Source organism: Methylorubrum thiocyanatum (assembly GCA_014138645.1).
Taxonomy (GTDB): domain Bacteria; phylum Pseudomonadota; class Alphaproteobacteria; order Rhizobiales; family Beijerinckiaceae; genus Methylobacterium; species Methylobacterium thiocyanatum.
Genome location: JACJIB010000002.1, coordinates 360,886 through 378,831 on the forward strand (window position 1 = coordinate 360,886; position 17,946 = coordinate 378,831).

At 70.1% G+C, this 17,946-nt stretch carries 14 protein-coding genes; 2 read left to right on the plus strand and 12 right to left on the minus strand.

Annotation, left to right across the window (positions count from 1 at the left end; genetic code table 11):
- Positions 1-105: 105 nt before the first annotated feature.
- On the plus strand, positions 106-2,367 hold the full coding sequence (locus tag HNR51_RS05435) for a ComEC/Rec2 family competence protein (protein ID WP_182554225.1): 2,262 nt from the start codon (positions 106-108) through the stop codon (positions 2,365-2,367).
- Here HNR51_RS05435 and lexA read toward each other — a convergent pair.
- The 3 genes from lexA to HNR51_RS26925 form a co-directional block, all read right to left on the minus strand.
- Positions 2,361-3,083, minus strand: coding sequence for a transcriptional repressor LexA (gene lexA, locus HNR51_RS05440; RefSeq protein WP_012456915.1), 723 nt, complete (start codon positions 3,081-3,083; stop codon positions 2,361-2,363). The two genes, HNR51_RS05435 and lexA, sit on opposite strands and share 7 nt — an antisense overlap.
- A gap of 165 nt (positions 3,084-3,248) precedes the next feature.
- On the minus strand, positions 3,249-3,497 hold the full coding sequence (locus tag HNR51_RS26920) for a DUF1236 domain-containing protein (protein WP_273289012.1): 249 nt from the start codon (positions 3,495-3,497) through the stop codon (positions 3,249-3,251).
- Positions 3,494-4,009 carry a hypothetical protein gene (locus HNR51_RS26925; protein WP_239681453.1) on the minus strand — a complete coding sequence of 172 codons (516 nt, stop codon included), beginning with the start codon at positions 4,007-4,009 and terminating at the stop codon, positions 3,494-3,496. The genes HNR51_RS26920 and HNR51_RS26925 overlap by 4 nt, the downstream gene beginning before the upstream one ends.
- A 520-nt stretch (positions 4,010-4,529) precedes the next feature.
- Here HNR51_RS26925 and HNR51_RS05450 point away from each other — a divergent pair.
- Positions 4,530-5,885 carry an MFS family transporter gene (locus tag HNR51_RS05450; RefSeq protein WP_182554227.1) on the plus strand — a complete coding sequence of 452 codons (1,356 nt, stop codon included), beginning with the start codon at positions 4,530-4,532 and terminating at the stop codon, positions 5,883-5,885.
- A 12-nt stretch (positions 5,886-5,897) separates the two neighbouring features.
- On the opposite strand, the gene HNR51_RS05455 is transcribed toward HNR51_RS05450, so the two are convergent.
- From HNR51_RS05455 to HNR51_RS05495, 9 genes are all read right to left on the minus strand, one after another.
- Positions 5,898-6,722: a 3-oxoadipate:acetyl-CoA acetyltransferase gene (locus tag HNR51_RS05455; RefSeq protein ID WP_182554228.1), complete on the minus strand. Its 825-nt coding sequence runs from the start codon at positions 6,720-6,722 to the stop codon at positions 5,898-5,900.
- Positions 6,723-6,736: 14 nt separating this feature from the next.
- Entirely contained in the window at positions 6,737-7,816 is a 1,080-nt protein-coding gene (locus tag HNR51_RS05460; RefSeq protein WP_182554229.1) for a tartrate dehydrogenase, read from the minus strand.
- A 113-nt stretch (positions 7,817-7,929) separates the two neighbouring features.
- Positions 7,930-8,373 (minus strand): hypothetical protein, encoded by a 444-nt coding sequence (locus tag HNR51_RS05465; RefSeq protein WP_182554230.1) that lies wholly within the window; start codon positions 8,371-8,373, stop codon positions 7,930-7,932.
- Positions 8,374-8,483: 110 nt separating this feature from the next.
- Entirely contained in the window at positions 8,484-9,362 is an 879-nt protein-coding gene (locus tag HNR51_RS05470) for an aldo/keto reductase (RefSeq protein WP_182554231.1), read from the minus strand.
- An 82-nt stretch (positions 9,363-9,444) separates the two neighbouring features.
- The gene (locus HNR51_RS05475) at positions 9,445-10,230 is read right to left on the minus strand and encodes a hypothetical protein (protein ID WP_239681452.1); all 786 of its coding nucleotides are present in this window, start codon (positions 10,228-10,230) and stop codon (positions 9,445-9,447) included.
- A gap of 110 nt (positions 10,231-10,340) precedes the next feature.
- Positions 10,341-12,272, minus strand: coding sequence for a methyl-accepting chemotaxis protein (locus HNR51_RS05480; RefSeq protein WP_182554232.1), 1,932 nt, complete (start codon positions 12,270-12,272; stop codon positions 10,341-10,343).
- Between the two features lie 451 nt (positions 12,273-12,723).
- Positions 12,724-14,241: a Do family serine endopeptidase gene (locus HNR51_RS05485; RefSeq protein ID WP_182554233.1), complete on the minus strand. Its 1,518-nt coding sequence runs from the start codon at positions 14,239-14,241 to the stop codon at positions 12,724-12,726.
- A 115-nt stretch (positions 14,242-14,356) separates the two neighbouring features.
- Positions 14,357-15,094 (minus strand): DUF2459 domain-containing protein, encoded by a 738-nt coding sequence (locus HNR51_RS05490; protein ID WP_182554234.1) that lies wholly within the window; start codon positions 15,092-15,094, stop codon positions 14,357-14,359.
- Positions 15,091-17,811: a valine--tRNA ligase gene (locus tag HNR51_RS05495; protein WP_182554235.1), complete on the minus strand. Its 2,721-nt coding sequence runs from the start codon at positions 17,809-17,811 to the stop codon at positions 15,091-15,093. The genes HNR51_RS05490 and HNR51_RS05495 overlap by 4 nt, the downstream gene beginning before the upstream one ends.
- Positions 17,812-17,946: the final 135 nt, after the last annotated feature.

Here is a 17,946-nt window from a genome sequence, read left to right on the forward strand (position 1 = left end):
TGCGGCCGGTCTCGGCGTGCGTGTAGCACGAGCGAGCGGATGCGTTAAGAATTCGTCACGATTGCCCAGCGCACGGGCATCGCAGGTCTCGGGACGTGGCGGGGCATGATGCAGGGCGGCGGCAGGGCGATGCGTGGGGCCGTTCCGGCTCTCCTCGCCGGTCGCGTGATCGCCCCCGCACAGCTGTGGCCAGCCGCGCGCGATCGGCTGCGCACCGGTCTCGCCTGCGAGACCGAGCAGCGGCGGCTGTTCCCCTGGCTCGCCGTCGCCTTCGGCGCCGGTATCCTCGTCTTCTTCACGGCGACGGACGGCGAGCCCGCCCTCGCGGCCCCTCTGATGGCGGCCGGGCTCAGTCTTGTCGTGACGCCCGTCCTGCGGGCGCGTCCGGTGGCGCTTGCGCTGATGCTGGCCCTGACCGCCTTCTTCCTCGGCTTCGCGGCGGGCGTCTGGCGCGTCGCCTCCGTGGCGGGGCCGGTGCTGCCGCGGATCACCATCGCACCGCTCGCCGGCATCGTCGAAGGGCTCGACGAGCGAGAGAGCGGCGCACGGCTGATCGTTCGGGTGGACAGCTTCGGTGAGCTCGATGCGGAACACCGCCCGCGCCGGGTCCGGGTGTCTTACCGCGCCGCACGGACGGTGCGGCCGGGCGACGCCATCCGCGCCACCGCCCGTCTCCTGCCGCCTCCGGAAGCGGCGCGGCCGGGCGGCTACGATTTCGCGCGCGACGCTTACTTCCGCGGGATCGGCGCCGTCGGTTCGCTGGTCGGCAAGGTCGAGGTCGGTCCACCGCCCGAGCGGCTGCCCCTCGCGCTCCGCCTCGCCGCCGCCGTCGATTCGGCGCGCAATGCCTTCACCCAACGGATCACCGACGCGATCGGCGGTCAGGCCGGCGCCGTCGCCGCGGCCCTCGTCACGGGCAAGCGCGGACTGATCTCGAACGAGACCAACGAGGTGCTGCGGGCGGCGGGGATCTACCACGTCGTGTCGATCTCCGGGCTCCACATGGTGCTCGCGGCGGGCGTCGTGTTCTGGCTGGTGCGGGCCGGGCTCGCGCTGGTGCCGGCGCTGGCGCTCGCTTGGCCCATCAAGAAGATCGCGGCCGGTGCGGCCATGCTGGGCGTGACCGCCTACTGCGCCTTCTCCGGCTGGGACGTCGCCGCCGAACGGGCGCTGATCATGACGCTGGTCATGCTCGGTGCAATCCTCGTCGACCGCCCGGCGCTCAGCATGCGCAACCTCGCCCTTGCCGCGATGCTGGCGCTCGCCCGCGAGCCGGAGGCGCTGCTGGGGCCGAGTTTCCAGATGTCGTTCGGGGCGGTGGCCGGCCTGATCGCCTGCGCCCCGCTTCTCGACGGGCGCGTCTTCCGCACCGACAGCCCGTCCCGGATCGCGCGGGCCGCGTCGTGGCTGGCGACGGCGGTGGTCGGCACGCTGGCCACGACCCTGGTGGCGCAGATCGCCACGGCTCCCTTCGCCACCTACCACTTCCAGACGATGCAGCCCTTCGGTCTCGTCGGAAACGCCCTGACCCTGCCCCTCGTCTCCCTCGCGGTGATGCCCGCGGCGGTGCTCGGAATGCTGGCCTACCCTTTCGCCCTCGATCGGCCGGTCTGGTGGCTGATGGGGCTCGCGGTGCGCGGCATGCTCGACATCTCGGCCTGGATCGCCGGGTTCGGGCAAGCCAACGTCGTGCTGCCTGCCTTCGGGACCGGCGCCCTGGCCCTTCTGGCCGTCGCGCTTCTCGTCGCGACCCTGCCGGTGTCGCGGCTGCGCCTCCTGGCCCTCCTGCCGGCGGGTCTCGGCCTCGCCTTCGCCGCGAGTCCCACCCGCTACGACATCTACATCGACCGCGACGGGGCCGGCGCCGCGGTCCGTGGCAAAGATGGCCGCCTCGTCGTCCTCGGGCGTCCGCCCGGCTTCGTACTGGAGCAGTGGCTGAAGGCCGACGGCGACGGACGGCGTCCGGAAACCGTGACCGGAGCGGCCGGACCGCGATGCGACCGCCTCGGCTGCACGGTCCTGGCCCTCGATGGGCGGGCCGTCGCTCTCGTCACCGACAAGCGCGCCTTCCCCGAGGATTGCGCCCGGGCCGACATCCTGATCAGCCACCTGCGCGCACCGCCGGGCTGCGCGGCGCCCCTGATCGCCGACCGCAGCTTCCTGGCGGCGCAGGGGGCCACCGCGATCCGTCTTGGTGCGACCGGGCCCGAGGTCGCCAGTACCCGCGGTGCCGGCCCGCCGAAGCCATGGCAACCCAGACCGCCGGCTACCGCGGCGATGCCGGCTGCCGCACCGGAGCCTTCAGCGGCCGGCGATCCCGGTGCAGCGGATCCGACCGACCCGCTGCCCGCCGAACCGCCTCAGTAGCGGCGCACGAGGCTCACGAGCTTGCCCTGGATGCGCACCCGGTCCGGCCCGAGCACGCGGGTCTCATAGGCCGGGTTGGCTGCTTCCAGCGCGATCGAGGAGCCGCGGCGGCGCAGGCGCTTGAGGGTCGCCTCCTCGTCGTCGATCAACGCCACGATGATGTCGCCGTTATTGGCGGTGTCCTGCTTGTGGATGACCACGAGGTCGCCATCGAGGATGCCGGCCTCGATCATCGAGTCACCGCGTACTTCCAGCGCGTAATGCTCGCCGCCCGTCAGGAAGTCCGGGGACATCGAGATCGTGTGACTCTGGCTCTCGATCGCCGAGATCGGCGTACCGGCGGCGATCCGGCCCATCACCGGCACCATGACCGACTGACCGTTGCCGTCATGGGCCTGGAGCATCGGCGGCTTCGGCGCGGCCGGCTTGCCCGAAAGGCCGCCTTCGACCACGCTCGGGGTGAAGCGGCGCGGCTCGGATGGGACGGGCTTGGCGGCGGGCAGGTCGGGCATCCGCAGGATCTCGATGGCCCGTGCGCGGTTCGGCAGACGGCGCAGAAAGCCTCGCTCCTCCAGAGCCATGATCAGGCGATGGATGCCCGACTTGGATTTGAGGTCGAGCGCGTCCTTCATCTCGTCGAAGGACGGCGGCACACCGCTCTCCTGCATCCTCTGCTGGATGAACTGGAGCAGTTCGAGTTGCTTGCGGGTCAGCATGCGGCACCTGCTGTCAACCGCGGGCCGGGGGCGCCGCAGAATCATTTGAAACAAAGCACGAACAGCCTAGTCGTTCCTCTCCTGTTCCGCAAGCACGCCCAGGCAAGCCAAAGGCGGCAACGCCGCCGCGCTGCCGCCTTTGGCCGTGTCGTCCCCGGGCTCGGATCAGGCGGGGATCACGTCCACGATCTCGTAGGTGTCGGGATCGATGATGACGATGTCGTCGCCGACGAGGATGAATTGCAGCCCGCGATAGGCGGGCACCAGCGTCAGGATCGCCGGCGGCAGCGGATGCAGCGAGACCGAGCGCGGAATCGCGGTACCGACGCGAACCGCGAAGTTGACGTTCGACACGGCCCGGACGTTGGAGCGGGTGATCGACTGGCGGAACTCGGTCCGCTGCGTCGAACTCAGGTTCCTGGAGGCGCCGCGCGCCTCCGTAGCGGCGCCGCGACCGCCCCGCTCGCCGACACCGTCGCGTGTGCTCCGCTCACCGGCACCGTCGCGGCTGCCGCGTTCACCGGCCGCGCCGCGTCCGTCGCGCTCTCCGGCTGCGTCCCGGCCGCCGCGATCGTTCGGTCCCGCGTCCCGACCGCCGCGCTCGCCGGATTCCCCGGTCCGGGCCGCACCGCCCTCGCGGCCACCTTCACGACCGCCGCGAGGGCCGGCCTCTCCTCCTTCGGCGCCGCCGCGCGCGGGGCCACCGGCCGCACCGCCGCTCTCGCCACCGCGAGCGCCGCCGACATCGGCGCCGCCGCGGGCACCGCCTGCGCCGCCGACATCACCCGCTCCGCCGCGGGCACCGCCCGCTGCACCGCCGCCCGCGCCGCCGACGCCACCACCACCGGCGCCTCCGCCGGCAGCGCCCCCTCCGCCGGCGCCCACGCCGGCTCCGCCCGCACCGCCGCCCGCGCCGCCCCCGGCACCACCCGCGCCGCCGCCCTGCGCCAGCGCCGTTGCCGCGCCGAGCACCAGGATCGCTGCTGTGGCCGTACTGCGAAAGAATTTCGTCATGTTCCGTCCCTCTCGACTGCCGGTCGCCGACGCGGCGCCGAAGCCCGGCTCGCAACGGCGACTGGCGGAGAACCGTTCCCCGGCGCATACGATCCGGGTTGTTCTTCGCAACGATCCGGGCAAAGCGTGAGCGCGTGCGGATCCGGGGCGGAAGTGCTGTGAAACGACCTTCCATCTCTCTGAAGATCTGCGTCGGCGCGAAGCGATATTGCCCGTGATGCGCCTCGCGCTGCAGTGGTCGCGTCCCCACCGGGCGCCGCGTCCGGCATCCGCGATGTGGCGGCCCGGTCGATCGAGGACCGGGGGGCGACGTTCGCCGGCATCTGTCACGGAACGGCCGGCTGCCGCATCGGCGCGTCGGGCCGCTCGATTAGGTAGTCACTTTTGTTAAGGCATACGGCCGCCGGGCGGCCGGATCGTCGGGGGAAACGCATGCCGGACATCGCCAAGGCGGCACCATCGTTGGACGACGCGGCCGACCGGCGCCGCCGCATCATGGCCATCGTCGGATCCTCGTCGGGCAATCTCGTCGAGTGGTACGACTTCTACTGCTACGCCTTCTTCGCGCTCTATTTCGCCCCGGTCTTCTTTCCCGAAGGCGACAGCACCGGCCAGCTCCTCAAATCGGCGGCGGTGTTCGCGGTGGGCTTCTTCATGCGGCCCATCGGCGGCTGGTTGTTCGGGCGCATCGCCGACCGCCTCGGGCGCAAGACCTCGCTGATGATCTCGGTGCTGATGATGTGCGGCGGCTCGCTCGCCATCGCCCTGCTGCCGACCTACGCCACCGTCGGCGCGCTCGCACCGGTCCTGCTCGTCCTCGCGCGCATGGTGCAGGGCCTCTCCGTGGGCGGCGAGTACGGCACCAGCGCGACCTACATGAGCGAGGTCGCCGCCAAGGGGCAGCGCGGCTTCTACGCCTCGTTCCAGTACGTCACGCTGATCGGCGGCCAGCTTCTCGCCTCGCTGGTCCTCGTCGTGCTGCAGAGCCTGCTCACGGCCGAGCAGCTCACCGCCTGGGGCTGGCGCATCCCCTTCGTCATCGGCGCCCTGGCGGCGGTGGTCGCCCTGTTCCTGCGCCGCTCGCTCTCCGAGACGATGAGCGAGGAGAACAAGGACTCGAAAGAGTCGGGCACCTTCTCCGGCCTGTTCAAGCACTGGCGCGCCTTTGCCGTGGTGTTCGCCATTACGGCCGGCGGGTCGTTGTCGTTCTACACACTCACGACGTACATGCAGAAATACATCGTCAACACCGCCCATATGGACAAGGTGACCGCCTCGCAGCTCACCACGGTGGCGCTGTTCGTCTACATGGTGATCCAGCCGTTCTTCGGCTGGCTCTCGGATCGGATCGGCCGGAAGAGGAGCATGCTGCTGTTCAGCGGGCTCGGGATGGTGCTGATCGTGCCGCTGATGACGGCGATCGGCGCCACCACCGATCCGATGCTGTCCTTCGGCCTGATCATGCTCGGGCTCGTGGTGATCAGCTTCTACACCGGCATCAGCGGCATCGTGAAAGCGGAGCTGTTTCCAACCCAGGTGCGGGCGCTGGGCGTCGGCCTGTCCTACGCGATCGCCAACTCGGTCTTCGGCGGCACCGCGGAGGCGATCGCGCTCTGGCTCAAGCAGGCGGGCGCGGAGAGCAGCTTCTTCTGGTACGTCGCCGTGATGCTCGCGGCCTCGTTCGGCGCCTCGCTGCTGATGCCGAACCCGAAGCGCCACGGTTATCTCGACGGCGACGGCACCGTCGAGGAGGCGCTCGGGCGCAAGACCAGCCCGGCTCTGGCCTGATCGACGATCCGCTCAGCCGAGGTGCAGGATCGCCCGTGCCTCGGCGGGCGTCGCCGGCCGGGCGCCGTGCTCGGCGCAGATCTGGGCGGCCAGACGGACGAGACCGGCATTGCCGTCGGCGAGCCGCTCCTTCGAGAGGCGCACGTTGTCCTCCAGGCCGGTGCGAACCCCTTGCGCACCGCGGGCGAGCGCCCAGCCCATCACCGGGCTCTGGAAGCGGCCGATGCCGAAGGCGCCCCAGGTGGCGTCCGGCAACAGGCGCCGGGTCTCGGCGAGCAGCATGTCGAGAAGCTGCGGGTCGGCCGGCAGGGCGTTGCGGATGCCCATCACGAACTGCACGTGAGGCGCGGCGCCGATCACCCCCTCGTCCACGAGGCGGCGGGCGTTGTGGATGTGGGTCAGGTCGAAGACCTCGATCTCCGGGGCGACGCCCTCGTCCCGCATCCATCGGGCGAGGGCCGTGAACGAGGCGGCCGGGTTCTCGTAGACGCCGTCGCCGAAATTGACCGAGCCGGTCGTCAGGGAGGCCATGTCCGGCCGGTGGATCAGGCAGGCGCCACGCTCGGCCGGGTCGGAGCCCGCCCCGCTCGTCGAGAACTGTACGATCATCCCAGGGCAGTGCCGGCGGAGGCCCTCCTGCACGGCGCGGAAGCGCTCCGGATCGAGGGACGGGCTCTCGTCGTCCCCGCGGACATGGATGTGGGCGAGCGCCGCGCCGGCCTCGTAGGCGGCGTGGGTCGATTCGATCTGCTCGGACGGGGTGATCGGCACGGTCGGGTTGTCGGCCTTGCGGGCGACCGAGCCGGTGATGGCGACGGTGACAACGACGGGTCTCATCGCGGCCGGCCCCGTCAGCCCAGCGCCTGCTCGACCGCGCGGCCGCAGGCCTGCGTGTCGGCGTTGCCGCCGAGGTCGCGCGTGCGCAGCGTCCGCTCGGCGAGCACACGCTCGATGCCGGCGACGATCTCGGCCGCGGCCGCGCGCTCGCCGAGATGCTCCAGCATCATCGCCCCCGACCAGATCTGGCCGATCGGGTTGGCGATCCCCTGGCCCGCAATGTCGGGGGCCGAGCCGTGTACCGGCTCGAACACGGAGGGGTGGATCCGCTCCGGGTTGATGTTGCCCGACGGCGCGATGCCGATGGTGCCGGTGCAGGCCGGCCCGAGATCGGAGAGGATGTCGCCGAAGAGGTTCGAGGCCACCACCACGTCGAACCGGTCCGGGTTCAGCACGAAATGCGCCGTCAGGATGTCGATGTGGTACTGGTCCCATCGGACATCGGGGAAGCCTTCGGCCACGGCCCGCACCCGCTCGTCCCAGAACGGCATGGTGATCGAGATGCCGTTGGACTTGGTGGCGGAGGTCAGATGCCGCTTGGGCCGGCTCTGCGCCAATTCGAACGCGAACTTCAGCACGCGATCGACGCCGTGGCGGGTGAAGACCGATTCCTGCACCGCGAATTCGCGCTCGGTGCCGGGAAACATCCGTCCGCCCGCGTTGGAATACTCGCCCTCGGTGTTCTCGCGCACGACCCAGAAGTCGATGTCGCCGGGCGCGCGGCCGGCCAGCGGCGACGGGACGCCCGGCATCAGCCGGACGGGGCGCAGATTGACGTACTGGTCGAACTCGCGCCGGAACTGGATCAGCGAGCCCCAGAGCGAGATGTGGTCGGGGACGCGCTCCGGCATGCCGACGGCGCCGAAGAAGATCGCGTCGTGGGAGCCGATCTGCGCCTTCCAATCCTCGGGCATCATCCGCCCGTGGGTCTCGTAGTAGTCGCAGCTCGCGAACTCGAACCAATCCTGCGCGATCTCGAAGCCGTGGCGGGCGGCGGCCCGTTCCAGAACCCGCACGCCCTCCGGCACGACCTCTTTGCCGATGCCGTCGCCGGGAATCACCGCGATCCGGTAGCTGCGCTTGGTCCCGCTCATGCTCGTCGCCTCGTGCCCGCCCCCGGCGCTTCCCTCGCGCCGGAGCCCCACGGCGTCAATGGCGCCGCGGTGACACGGCCGGGCATCGCGTCAGGGCGACGCCCGGGAGAGGATCAGCGGATCGAGCCCGTGGTCTCTCCAGGGCAGGTATCCTGAGCGCGGGCGCGCAGCACGCGCTTCAAACGGAGAGGTTGCGAGCCGTCGGCGCTGTGCAGCGTGCCGATGAGGGCGTCGGGACCGGCGGTGCCGCGGAAGCTGACGCCCCCGGCGCTCGTCTCGACGTGGAAGGCGACATCCTTGGTGGTGTCGTCGACGGTGACCGCCGTCTCGATCGGGGCAGGAAGGCCCGCGCCCTCGTAGACGAGGTTGTCGCCCTTGGGCCAGCGCTTGAGGGTGATGCGCCGCCCGCTCTGTGCGCCGTCCTCCGGCATCGTGCAGAGGTCGGCGTAGACGTAGGTGCCCGAGACCCAACTCGTCCGCGCCGCGGCGGGTGAAGCGGCGGCGAGGACCAAGCCGACGAGCACGCCGAAACGGACGATGGGGCGGGCTGACGACATGGCGATCCTTCTCGAGCGGCGCGGCTCCGGCGCCCCTGACGGAAAGTGACAGACTGGAAGCAGTTCCTGCGCCACGGACGCGGGAGGTGCGCGCCGGCACGTCCCGCGCGTCACGCGTTCGCGCTCTGCCACGCCTCGCGGCCCGCCCGGTCGAGGGTGGCGAAATCCTCGTCGCTCAGGCTGAGGCTCGCCCCGGCGGCATTCTCGGCGAGGTGGCCGGGGTCGCCGGTGCCGGGAATCGGCAGCATCACCGGCGAGCGCTTCAGGAGCCACGCCAGCGCCACCGCGCCGCCGCTCGCGCCGAGGCGCCCGGCGATCGATTCCAGTGCCGAACCGGGGCCGGTCAGCGAACCCTTGTCGAGGGGCGCCCAGGGGATGAAGCCGATGCCGTGCTGCTCGCAATGGGTCAGCACCGCCTCACTGGTGCGGTCGACGAGGTTGTAGCGGTTCTGCACGCTCGCCACGGGGAAGAACCTTTGCGCCGCCTCGATGTCCTCGACCGAGACCTCGGACAGGCCGACATGCCGGATCAGCCCCTCCTTCCGCATGGCCGCGATCGCCTCGAACTGCACCTCGCGGGGGCAATCCGGCCCGATCCGGTGGAGCTGCCACAGGTCGATCCGCTCGAGGCCGAGGCGCCGCAGGCTCATCAGCACGCATTGGCGCAGGTAGTCGGGATGGCCGACGGGGCGCCAGATGTCGGGGCCGTGCCGGGTCAGGCCGCCCTTGGTGGCGATGACGAGACCCTCGTAGGGATGCAGCGTCTCGCGGATCAGATCCTCGCTGACGAAGGGGCCGTAGCTGTCGGCGGTGTCGATCAGATCGATCCCGAGGCCGGGCACCGCCCGCAGGGTGGCCTTCGCCTTCTCACGGTCGGACGGATCGCCCCAAATGCCCGCCCCGGTGATGCGCATCGCGCCGAACCCGAGTCGATGAACGGTGAGATCCCCGCCGATCGCGAAGGTGCCCGATGCCTCGACGGCCGCCATGTCCCCGCTCCTCTCGCAGCGCTCCCGATGAGGAGGGAACGCGGAAGGCCGGTGCCGGGTCCGCCGGACGGGCGCCGTGGCCTCAGAACTCGCGGATCACGCGCATCGCCGCCACGAGTCCGACGTCGCGATCCGTCTGGAATTCGACGCCGAGGCCTGCCTGGATGCTCGTCCGTTCCGTGAGGCGACGGTGGATCTGCGGCATGACGAGGGCACGGGTGCGGTCGTCCCCCGCGATGTCCTGCCTCAGGTTGAATTCGAGCCCGAGCACGGTGTCCGGATCGACATCGTAGAAGACCGAATGGTTGAGGAGCAGCGCGGTGGGGCCGAGCTGCCGCAGGCCGACCTGGCGCAGACCCGCCATGCTCAGCATGCTCCAGCGCCCGTCGGAGCGATATCCGGAGATGTAGAGGAGCGCGTTGCGGACGCTCCCGCTGCCGCGCTCGACCTGACCGATATACTGCCAGCCGTGGATCCAACGCCCGTCCGCCCCCGTCCCGAAGGTGCCCTGGAGCGCGAACTTGAACTGGGTCAGGCGCCCGTCCTCGAACGGCAGTTCCAGCTCCAGCGACTGCCCGTCGGCATAGGCGTATTCGAGTTCGGGCGCCCAGTCGGTCGCGCCCCGGCTCAGCGGCCGGAGCGTGAGGACGTTGACCTCCCGCTCCCCCGCCCGCGCACCGAGGGGGCGGAGCAGGTCGAACACCATCGGCTCGGGAATGCGCGGGCTCTCCGCCGCGAGCGGCTCGGCCCCTGCCGCCGTCGGCAGGGCGGCGGACAGGATCGCCGCGACGGCGCGGCTCCGCGTCGAACCGCGGCCCGCCGTGAGGGCGGGCCGGGCGCGGACCTTACGCTCGGATCGGGGCGGCACCGGTCTCAATGGCCCGTAAGTCTCTTCCGCTGGCGATCCGCCGCGTCGCGAGACCGGCCGTTGGTAGACGCTGAAGGGTGGGCCGCCAATCCGTGCGACGTGCAACCCCGTCAGGCCGCCCGGATCGCGGTGAGGAAATCCTCGACTTCGCGCCGCACGTTCTCCGACTGGGTCGCGAGCTCGGACGAGGCCATCATCACCTGCTGCGCGGCCGATCCGGTCTCGCTCGACAACGCCTGCACCTGCGCCACGCTCATCGACACGTCCTGGGTGCCGCGGGCCGCCTCGGAAGCGTTGCGGGCGATCTCGTTGGTCGCCGCGGTCTGCTGCACGACGGTCGCCGCGATCGAGGCGGTGATGTCGTTGACCGAGACGATGGTCCGGCCGATCTGCTGGATCGCGCCGAGCGCCTGGGTCGAGGCGGACTGGATCGCGGCGACCTGATCGGAGATCGCGTCGGTGGTGCGCGCGGTCTGCGCGGCCAGTTCCTTGACCTCGGTGGCAACGACCGCGAAGCCGCGGCCCGCCTCGCCGGCGCGCGCCGCCTCGATGGTGGCGTTCAGCGCCAGCAGGTTGGTCTGGCTCGCGAGTCCCGAGATCATCGTCACGGCTTCACCGATCTTCTCGGCGGCGCGGCTGAGATCGGACATCGAGGCGGTGGTCGCCCGCGCCTCGTGGTCGGCGTGGTTCGCGACGTCGTTCGATTGCTGCACGCGCCGCTCGATCTCCCCGAGCGAGGCGACCATCTCCTCGGCGGCGGCGGCGACCGTCTGCACGTTCATGGTGGCCTCCTCGGCGGCGGCGCTGGAGGAGACCGCCTGCCCGTTGGTGCTGTCGGCGACCTGCGTCATCGACCGGGCGGTGGAGTCGAGTTCGGTCGCCGCCGAGGTCACGATGGCGATGGAGGCGGCGATCCTGTCCTCGAAGCCGCGCACAAGCTGATCGACCCGGTCGGCCCGGCGCTGGCGGGCGGAGGCCTGCGCCGCCTGCTCCGCTTCGAGCGCGATCCGCGCCACCGCGTTCTGCCGGAAGACTTCCACGGCCTCGGCCATCCGACCCATCTCGTCGGTCGCGTCCTGCGACGGCACATGGATCGCCGTCTCGCCGTCCGCGAGGCGGGTCATGGCGGCGGTCATTCCCGAGATCGGGCGGATCAGGCTGCGGGCGATCAGGACGGCCAGGGCGGCGCCCAGTGCCAGGATCAGGCCGAGCAGTGCGATCTGGACGGATTTCGTCCGCGACATCAGGGCATTGCTCTGTGCCACGCCCTGTTCGAGCGCTGCTTCGAGCTTGCCCCGCACATCGCGTCCGATGGCGTCGATCCGGTCCACTCTCGGCTTCAGTGTCTCATCGAAGAAGGTTTCGCTCTCGACGATGGCCTGAGAGGCGGCGACGATGCTCTTGTTGAGTCGGATCAGGGCCTCGTCGACGGTTTTCGCCATCCTCTGATCGCCGACGCTGAGATCGAGTCGGTTGAGCTTAGTAAGCGCCGCCTCGGCGTTGTTGAAGGCGTTGGCCGAGAGCGCGCGCCCGTTCGGATCCTTGGTGGCGAGGAAGCGCCAGTTCATGACCCGGAACAGGAGGAGCGCGCGTTCGACCTCCACGGCCTGCGCGATGACGGCATCCTGGCCCGTGGCCCGCAACTGCGCGACCAGCAGACCCGAGGCCTTGGTGAGGTCGTCACCGTTGGCGTAGACGCCGGCGCGGTTCTCGCGGATCTGATTTCCGAGTTCGGTCAGCTTCGGCAGCGTCTTGCCGAGATCGATCGACTGGTCGCGCAGCCGCTCGTAGGCCGCACGCCGCTCCGCGCTCGGCGTGTTGGCGATGAGGGTCTCGGAGCCCTGCCGGATTGCGTCGAGCGACGATGCCATTCCGGTGGTATATCCGGGCTCCTGCGTCAACCGATACTCGGCCGCTTGGCCGACCAGCCGGTCGGTCAGGCCATTGATCGTGTAGAGCGTCCGGGCCGCGGATTCGAATTGCGAACGCGCCTGAAACATTTCATCGAGATGACTGATCTGCGTGTACGAGAATACTCCCATTCCGCAGGATAATGCGACAAGCGCAGAAAATCCGCCGTAGAGACGCGTACGAATACCGGTCTTCATGCTGCTGCCGTCACTGGAATAATTGCTGAACCGGTTCTCTCAGCTATCTCTTTCTGTGCTCTTAACATACGCTATTGGCAGATTAAAAATGATGCAATCGTGCAGGATTTGTACAAAGTCCCACTTGAGGATGCAGGTGCAACTTCGCGGCGTGGCATCGTCGCGGCCTTGCCGGATGCGATCGGGGGATGCCGGCGTGCGGCCGACTTGCGGCTGAGAAGGGTCCACCAGGGGCAGCCCGCCCTTTCGTCGCGCGGGCGGAGGCTCACTGGGGTCTGACCAAACGAAAAGACGCCCGCTCGGGTCTGAGCGGGCGCTGAGTCGAGGGAATCCGTAGGAAGGGCAGCGGGGCCCGAGGACGGTCCCGCCGGATTTCGCGAGGGGATCAGCCCTCCTTCTTGCCGAGCGCGACGGCGACGAAGCGGGTCTGCCCCTTGGAACTCTTCACGCGCATCAGCACAGCCTTGCGGCCATTCGACTCCGCGGCGCGGATCTGCGCCTGGACATCGGAGGGCTTCGCGACGCTGGTTCCTGCAACGTCCAGGATCACGTCACCCTGCGCGATGCCCTTGGCCGCGGCCGGGCCGTCGGGATCGACATCCATCACTGCCACGCCCTCGTCGCCGAGGCCGACGTCGTTCGCCGGTGCAAGGCTCAGGCCAAGGCGCGGTTGACCGCCCGAGGCGCCGTCGCCGAGGCTGGCCACCTTGCCGTCCGTCGGCAGGGTGCCGAGCTCGACCGTCGCGATGTCGCTCTTGCCACCGCGCAGATAGGCGAGCTTCACCTCGGTGCCGGGCTTGAGGCCGGCGATGCGGCGCGAGAGGTCGCGGGCATCGTTGACCGGCGCACCGTTGACCGACTCGATCACGTCGCCTGACTTCAACCCGGCCTTGGCGGCCGGTGTCCCGTTCTCGGCGTGATCGACGAGGGCTCCCTTGGCCTTGTCGAGGCCGAGCCCGTCGGCGATGTCCTTCGTCACCGGCTGCACCTGCACGCCGAGATAGCCGCGCACCACCTTGCCGTCGGTGCGGAGCTGATCGACCACCGTCTGCACCGTCTCGGCGGGGATCGCGAAGGCGAGGCCGACCGAGCCGCCGGACGGGGAGGCGATCGCCGTGTTCACGCCCACGACCTCGCCGTTGACGTTGAAGGTCGGCCCACCGGAATTGCCCTTGTTGATCGGTGCATCGATCTGCAGGAAGTCGTCGTAGGGGCCGGCACCGATGTCACGGCCGCGGGCCGAGACGATGCCCGCCGTCACCGTGCCGCCGAGGCCGAACGGGTTGCCGATGGCGACGACCCAGTCGCCGACCCGCGGGGCACCCTTCCCGAACTGAACGTAGGGGTAGCTGCCGCTGTCCTTGATCTTCAGGAGCGCGATGTCGGTCTTCGGGTCCTTGCCGATGACCTTGGCGTCGAGGGTCCGGCCGTCGTCGAGGGTGACCTGCACGGTCTTGGCATGATCGACGACGTGGTTGTTGGTCACCACGTAGCCGTCCGCCGAGATGATGAACCCGGAGCCGACCGCGCCGCGCTCGCCGCGCTGCTGGGGCATGCCGCGTCCGCCCGGTCCACCTTGTCCGTTACCTTGGCCGAAGCGCTTGAAGAACTCGCGCAGCTGCGGCGGCACCTGCTGGAGGTTCGGGTTGCCGGAGCTGTCGTCATCGTCGTCGGCGCTGTTGTCGAGCTTGACCTTCACGGCGACGACGCCCGGCTTCACCTTGTCGACGACGTTGGCAAACGAGCCCGGCGGATGCTCGGGGGCCTCGATCGGGGTCTTGGGCAGGGCCTGAGCGTAGGCCGGCATCGCGGATTCGGTGAGGCCGAACCCGGCTGCACCGCCCGCAACGAGGGCGGCCGCGGCAACGGAAGCGAAGGCGCGGCGGCGGACAGTCATGGTCATGGAGGTCTCCGAGGGAAAATCTTTTGGCCGGCCGCCCGTCTCGCTTCGCGTGTCGGGCGGTGATCCGTGAGACGAGTCCTAGAGACGCGCGCCTGACCGCCGGATGGCGCGAAGATTACGGTTTGGACAGGTCCGGCTCCGCTTCGGGTCCCGCCTGGGCCGTCAAGCCTGCCCGCCAGCGCAGATCGGCCAGCAGCCCGGCCGGATGCGTGTCGAGCACCGGCGTCACCGGCACGCCGGCCGCGTTGAGCAGGCCCGCCGCCCAGTGATTGCAGACATGAGCGAAGGAGAAGCGGCCTTCGGCCGCGTAGAACAGGCTCGGGCCGTAGAGCCCCGGTCCGAGATCGGCGGGCTGACCGTCGATCAGGCGGAAGCTCGCCTCCAGCCGCGCCCGCAGCCGCGCGATGCCTTGCCGGGACAGCCGGATCGGCACGATGTCGGCCTGCGGAAAACTTGTTCGAGCGGGCTGCGCGAGGCCGACCACCTGGATCACGCCGTCGCTTCCGCCGGGGGTGAACAGGGCCGCGAGGGCGAGGCGCCAGTCGAAGGCGGCGAGCGTCGGCGTCGCCCGGTAGAAGCGCGCCTCGCCCCAGCCGAATTCCAGCGCGTCGTAGGCGCGGAAGCGGGTGGCGAGGTTGCGCAGGGCCGTGCCCGTCCCCTCCCCCGTCAGATCCTCCCGGCGCAGGACGAGGCCGGAATGCCAGCCGTGACTGACGAGGGCCACACCGACCGCATCGGCGTCGCGGGGCGGAAAGAGCGCAGGGTCGCCGGGGCGCGCCGTCCAGAAGGTGAGTGCGAGAAGCGCGGCGGCCAGCCCGGTAAGAGTCCAGCCGAGCCGCCGCAGCAACCTCATGCGTCGCTGAGCCGGGCCAGCGCCTCCTCGATCTTGGCCAGCCGCGCGGCTTCCGCGTCGCGGCGCTCGCGCTGCTCGTCCACCACCTCTTCCGGCGCGCGGGCGAGGAAGTCGGCATTGCCGAGCTTGCCCTCGATCTTGCCGATCTCGGCCCGCGCCTTGCCCGCCTCCTTCTTGAGGCGCGCGACCTCCGCCGCGAGATCGACGATGCCCTCCAGCGGCAGCGCGGCCACGCTGCCGCGCACGAGGAGCTGCACCGCGTTCTTCGGCGCGGTGTCGGCAAAGCCGATCTCCGAGAGCCGGGCGAGACGGGTCAGGGTCTCGCTCCAGAGCTCGACCCGGGCGCGCACCGACGCATCGGCGGCGACCAGCACCAGCGGCACCTGAGCGCCGGCCGGCACGTTGGTCTCGGAGCGGGCGGAGCGGATCTCGGAGATCAGATCGACCAGCCAGCCGATCTCGGCCTCGGCCTGGGCGTTCTGATAGGCCGACAGCTCCGGCCAGGATTCGAGCGCGAGCAGGCCGCGGGACGTCGGCAGCGCCTGCCCCTTGATCGCCCACAGCTCCTCCGTGAGGAAGGGCATGAACGGGTGCAGCAGCTTGGCGATCTGGTCGATCAGGAAGGCGACCGTCGCCTGCGTCTCGGCGCGCGCGGCCGGATCGACGCCCTCGCCCTGAAGCACCGGCTTGGCGAGTTCGAGGTACCAGTCGCAGAAGACGTTCCAGACGAAGCGGTAGGCGGCGGCGGCCGCATCGTTGAAGCGATAGACGGTGATGGCCTGCGCCACCTCGGCCACCGCCTTGGCGGCCTCGGTCAGCGCCCAGGCGTTGAGCGTCTCGCGCACGGCTTCGGGCCGGTAATCGGCCTTGAGTTCGCAGCCGTTCATCTCGGCGAACCGCGCCGCGTTCCAGAGCTTGGTCGCGAAGTTGCGGTAACCCTCGACCCGCTGCGGCCCGAGCTTGATGTCGCGGCCCGGCGCGGCGAGCGCGGCCAGCGTGAAGCGCAGGGCATCCGCGCCGAAGCGGTCGATCAGATCCACCGGATCGACCACGTTGCCCTTCGACTTCGACATCTTCGCACCCTTCTCGTCGCGGACGAGGGTGTGCAGGTAGACCGTGTCGAAGGGGGCCTGATCGGTGAGGTGCAGGCCCATCATCATCATCCGAGCGACCCAGAAGAAGATGATGTCCTTGCCCGTCACGAGCGTGTTGGTGGGGTAGAAGCGGGCCAGCTCCGGCGTCTTGTCCGGCCAGCCCAGCGTCGAGAACGGCCAGAGCGCGGAGGAGAACCACGTGTCGAGGACGTCGGGGTCGCGGGTCAGGGCGACGTCGGCGCCGTGCTTGGCCTTCGCCTGGGCAAGGGCCTCCGCCTCGCTCTCGGCGACGAAGATGCCGCCCTCGCCATCGTACCAGACCGGGATCTGGTGGCCCCACCAGAGCTGGCGCGAGACGCACCACGGCTCGATGTTCTCCAGCCACTGGAAGAAGATTTTTTCGTAGTTCTCGGGCACGAACTTGGTCTTGCCGTCGCGCACCGCCTGGAGCGCACGCTCGGCCAGCGGCTTCACGTTCACGTACCACTGGTCGGTGAGATAGGGCTCGATCACCACGCCCGAGCGGTCGCCATGCGGCACCGCATGGGTGTTGGGCTCGACCAAGCGCAGCCTGCCGCGCTCCTCCATCAGGGCGACGACCGCCTTGCGCGCCTCGAACCGGTCGAGGCCATCGAGCGCCAGCGCCGCCGCCTCCGGCGCGGCGCCCTCCAGAAAGTCGGCATTGCCGGCGATCTGGATCCGCGCTTCCGGATCGAGCACGTTGATCGGCCGGCAGCCGTTGCGGCGCCCGACCTCGAAGTCGTTGAAGTCGTGGGCCGGGGTGATCTTGACGGCGCCGGTGCCCTTCTCCGGATCGGAATAGGCATCGGCGACGATCGGGATCAGCCGGTTGACCAGCGGCAGCCGCACGCGCTGGCCGACGAGGTCGCGGTAGCGCTCGTCGTCCGGATGGACCGCGACCGCCGTGTCGCCGAGCATCGTCTCGGGGCGTGTGGTCGCCACCGTGATGACCGCGCCCGTCTCGGCGCCGGCCTCGTCCACGACCGGATAGTCGAAGTGCCAGAGATTCCCCTTCACCTCGATCTGCTGGACTTCGAGATCCGAGATCGCGGTCTGGAACTTCGGATCCCAGTTCACGAGGCGCTTGTCGCGGTAGATCAGTCCCTGCGCGTGCAGATCGACGAAGGTCTTGAGCACGGCGCGGCTCAGGCCCTCGTCCATGGTGAAGCGCTCCCGCGACCAGTCGCAGGAGGCGCCGAGCCGCTTGAGCTGGCCGATGATCGTGCCGCCGGATTCCTCCTTCCAGGCCCAGACCCGGCGCAGGAACTCCTCGCGGCCCAGTTCACGACGGCCGGGCTGCTGCGTCTCCATGAGCCGGCGCTCGACCACCATCTGCGTGGCGATGCCGGCATGATCCGTGCCCGGCTGCCACAGCACGTCGCGGCCGCGCATCCGCTCGAAGCGGACGAGGATGTCCTGGATCGTGTTGTTGAGCGCGTGGCCCATATGCAGCGAGCCCGTCACGTTCGGCGGCGGGATCACGATGCTGAACGGCTCGGCGCCGGCGCGCTCGGGACGGCCGGCGCGGAAGGCCTCGCCCTCTTCCCAGGCCGCGGAGACGCGCGCCTCGACGGCGGCGGGGTTGAAGGTCTTGTCCATCATGGGCAGGGCGGGCTTTTCGAAGCGGCTAGGTCGAGAACAGTCGCCGCCGCTATCGGCCCGCCGCGGTGCTGCCGTCAACCGTCGGCCCGCTCCGGGCGAGGCCGATCACCCTGCAAACCGACACCCTTTGCGACG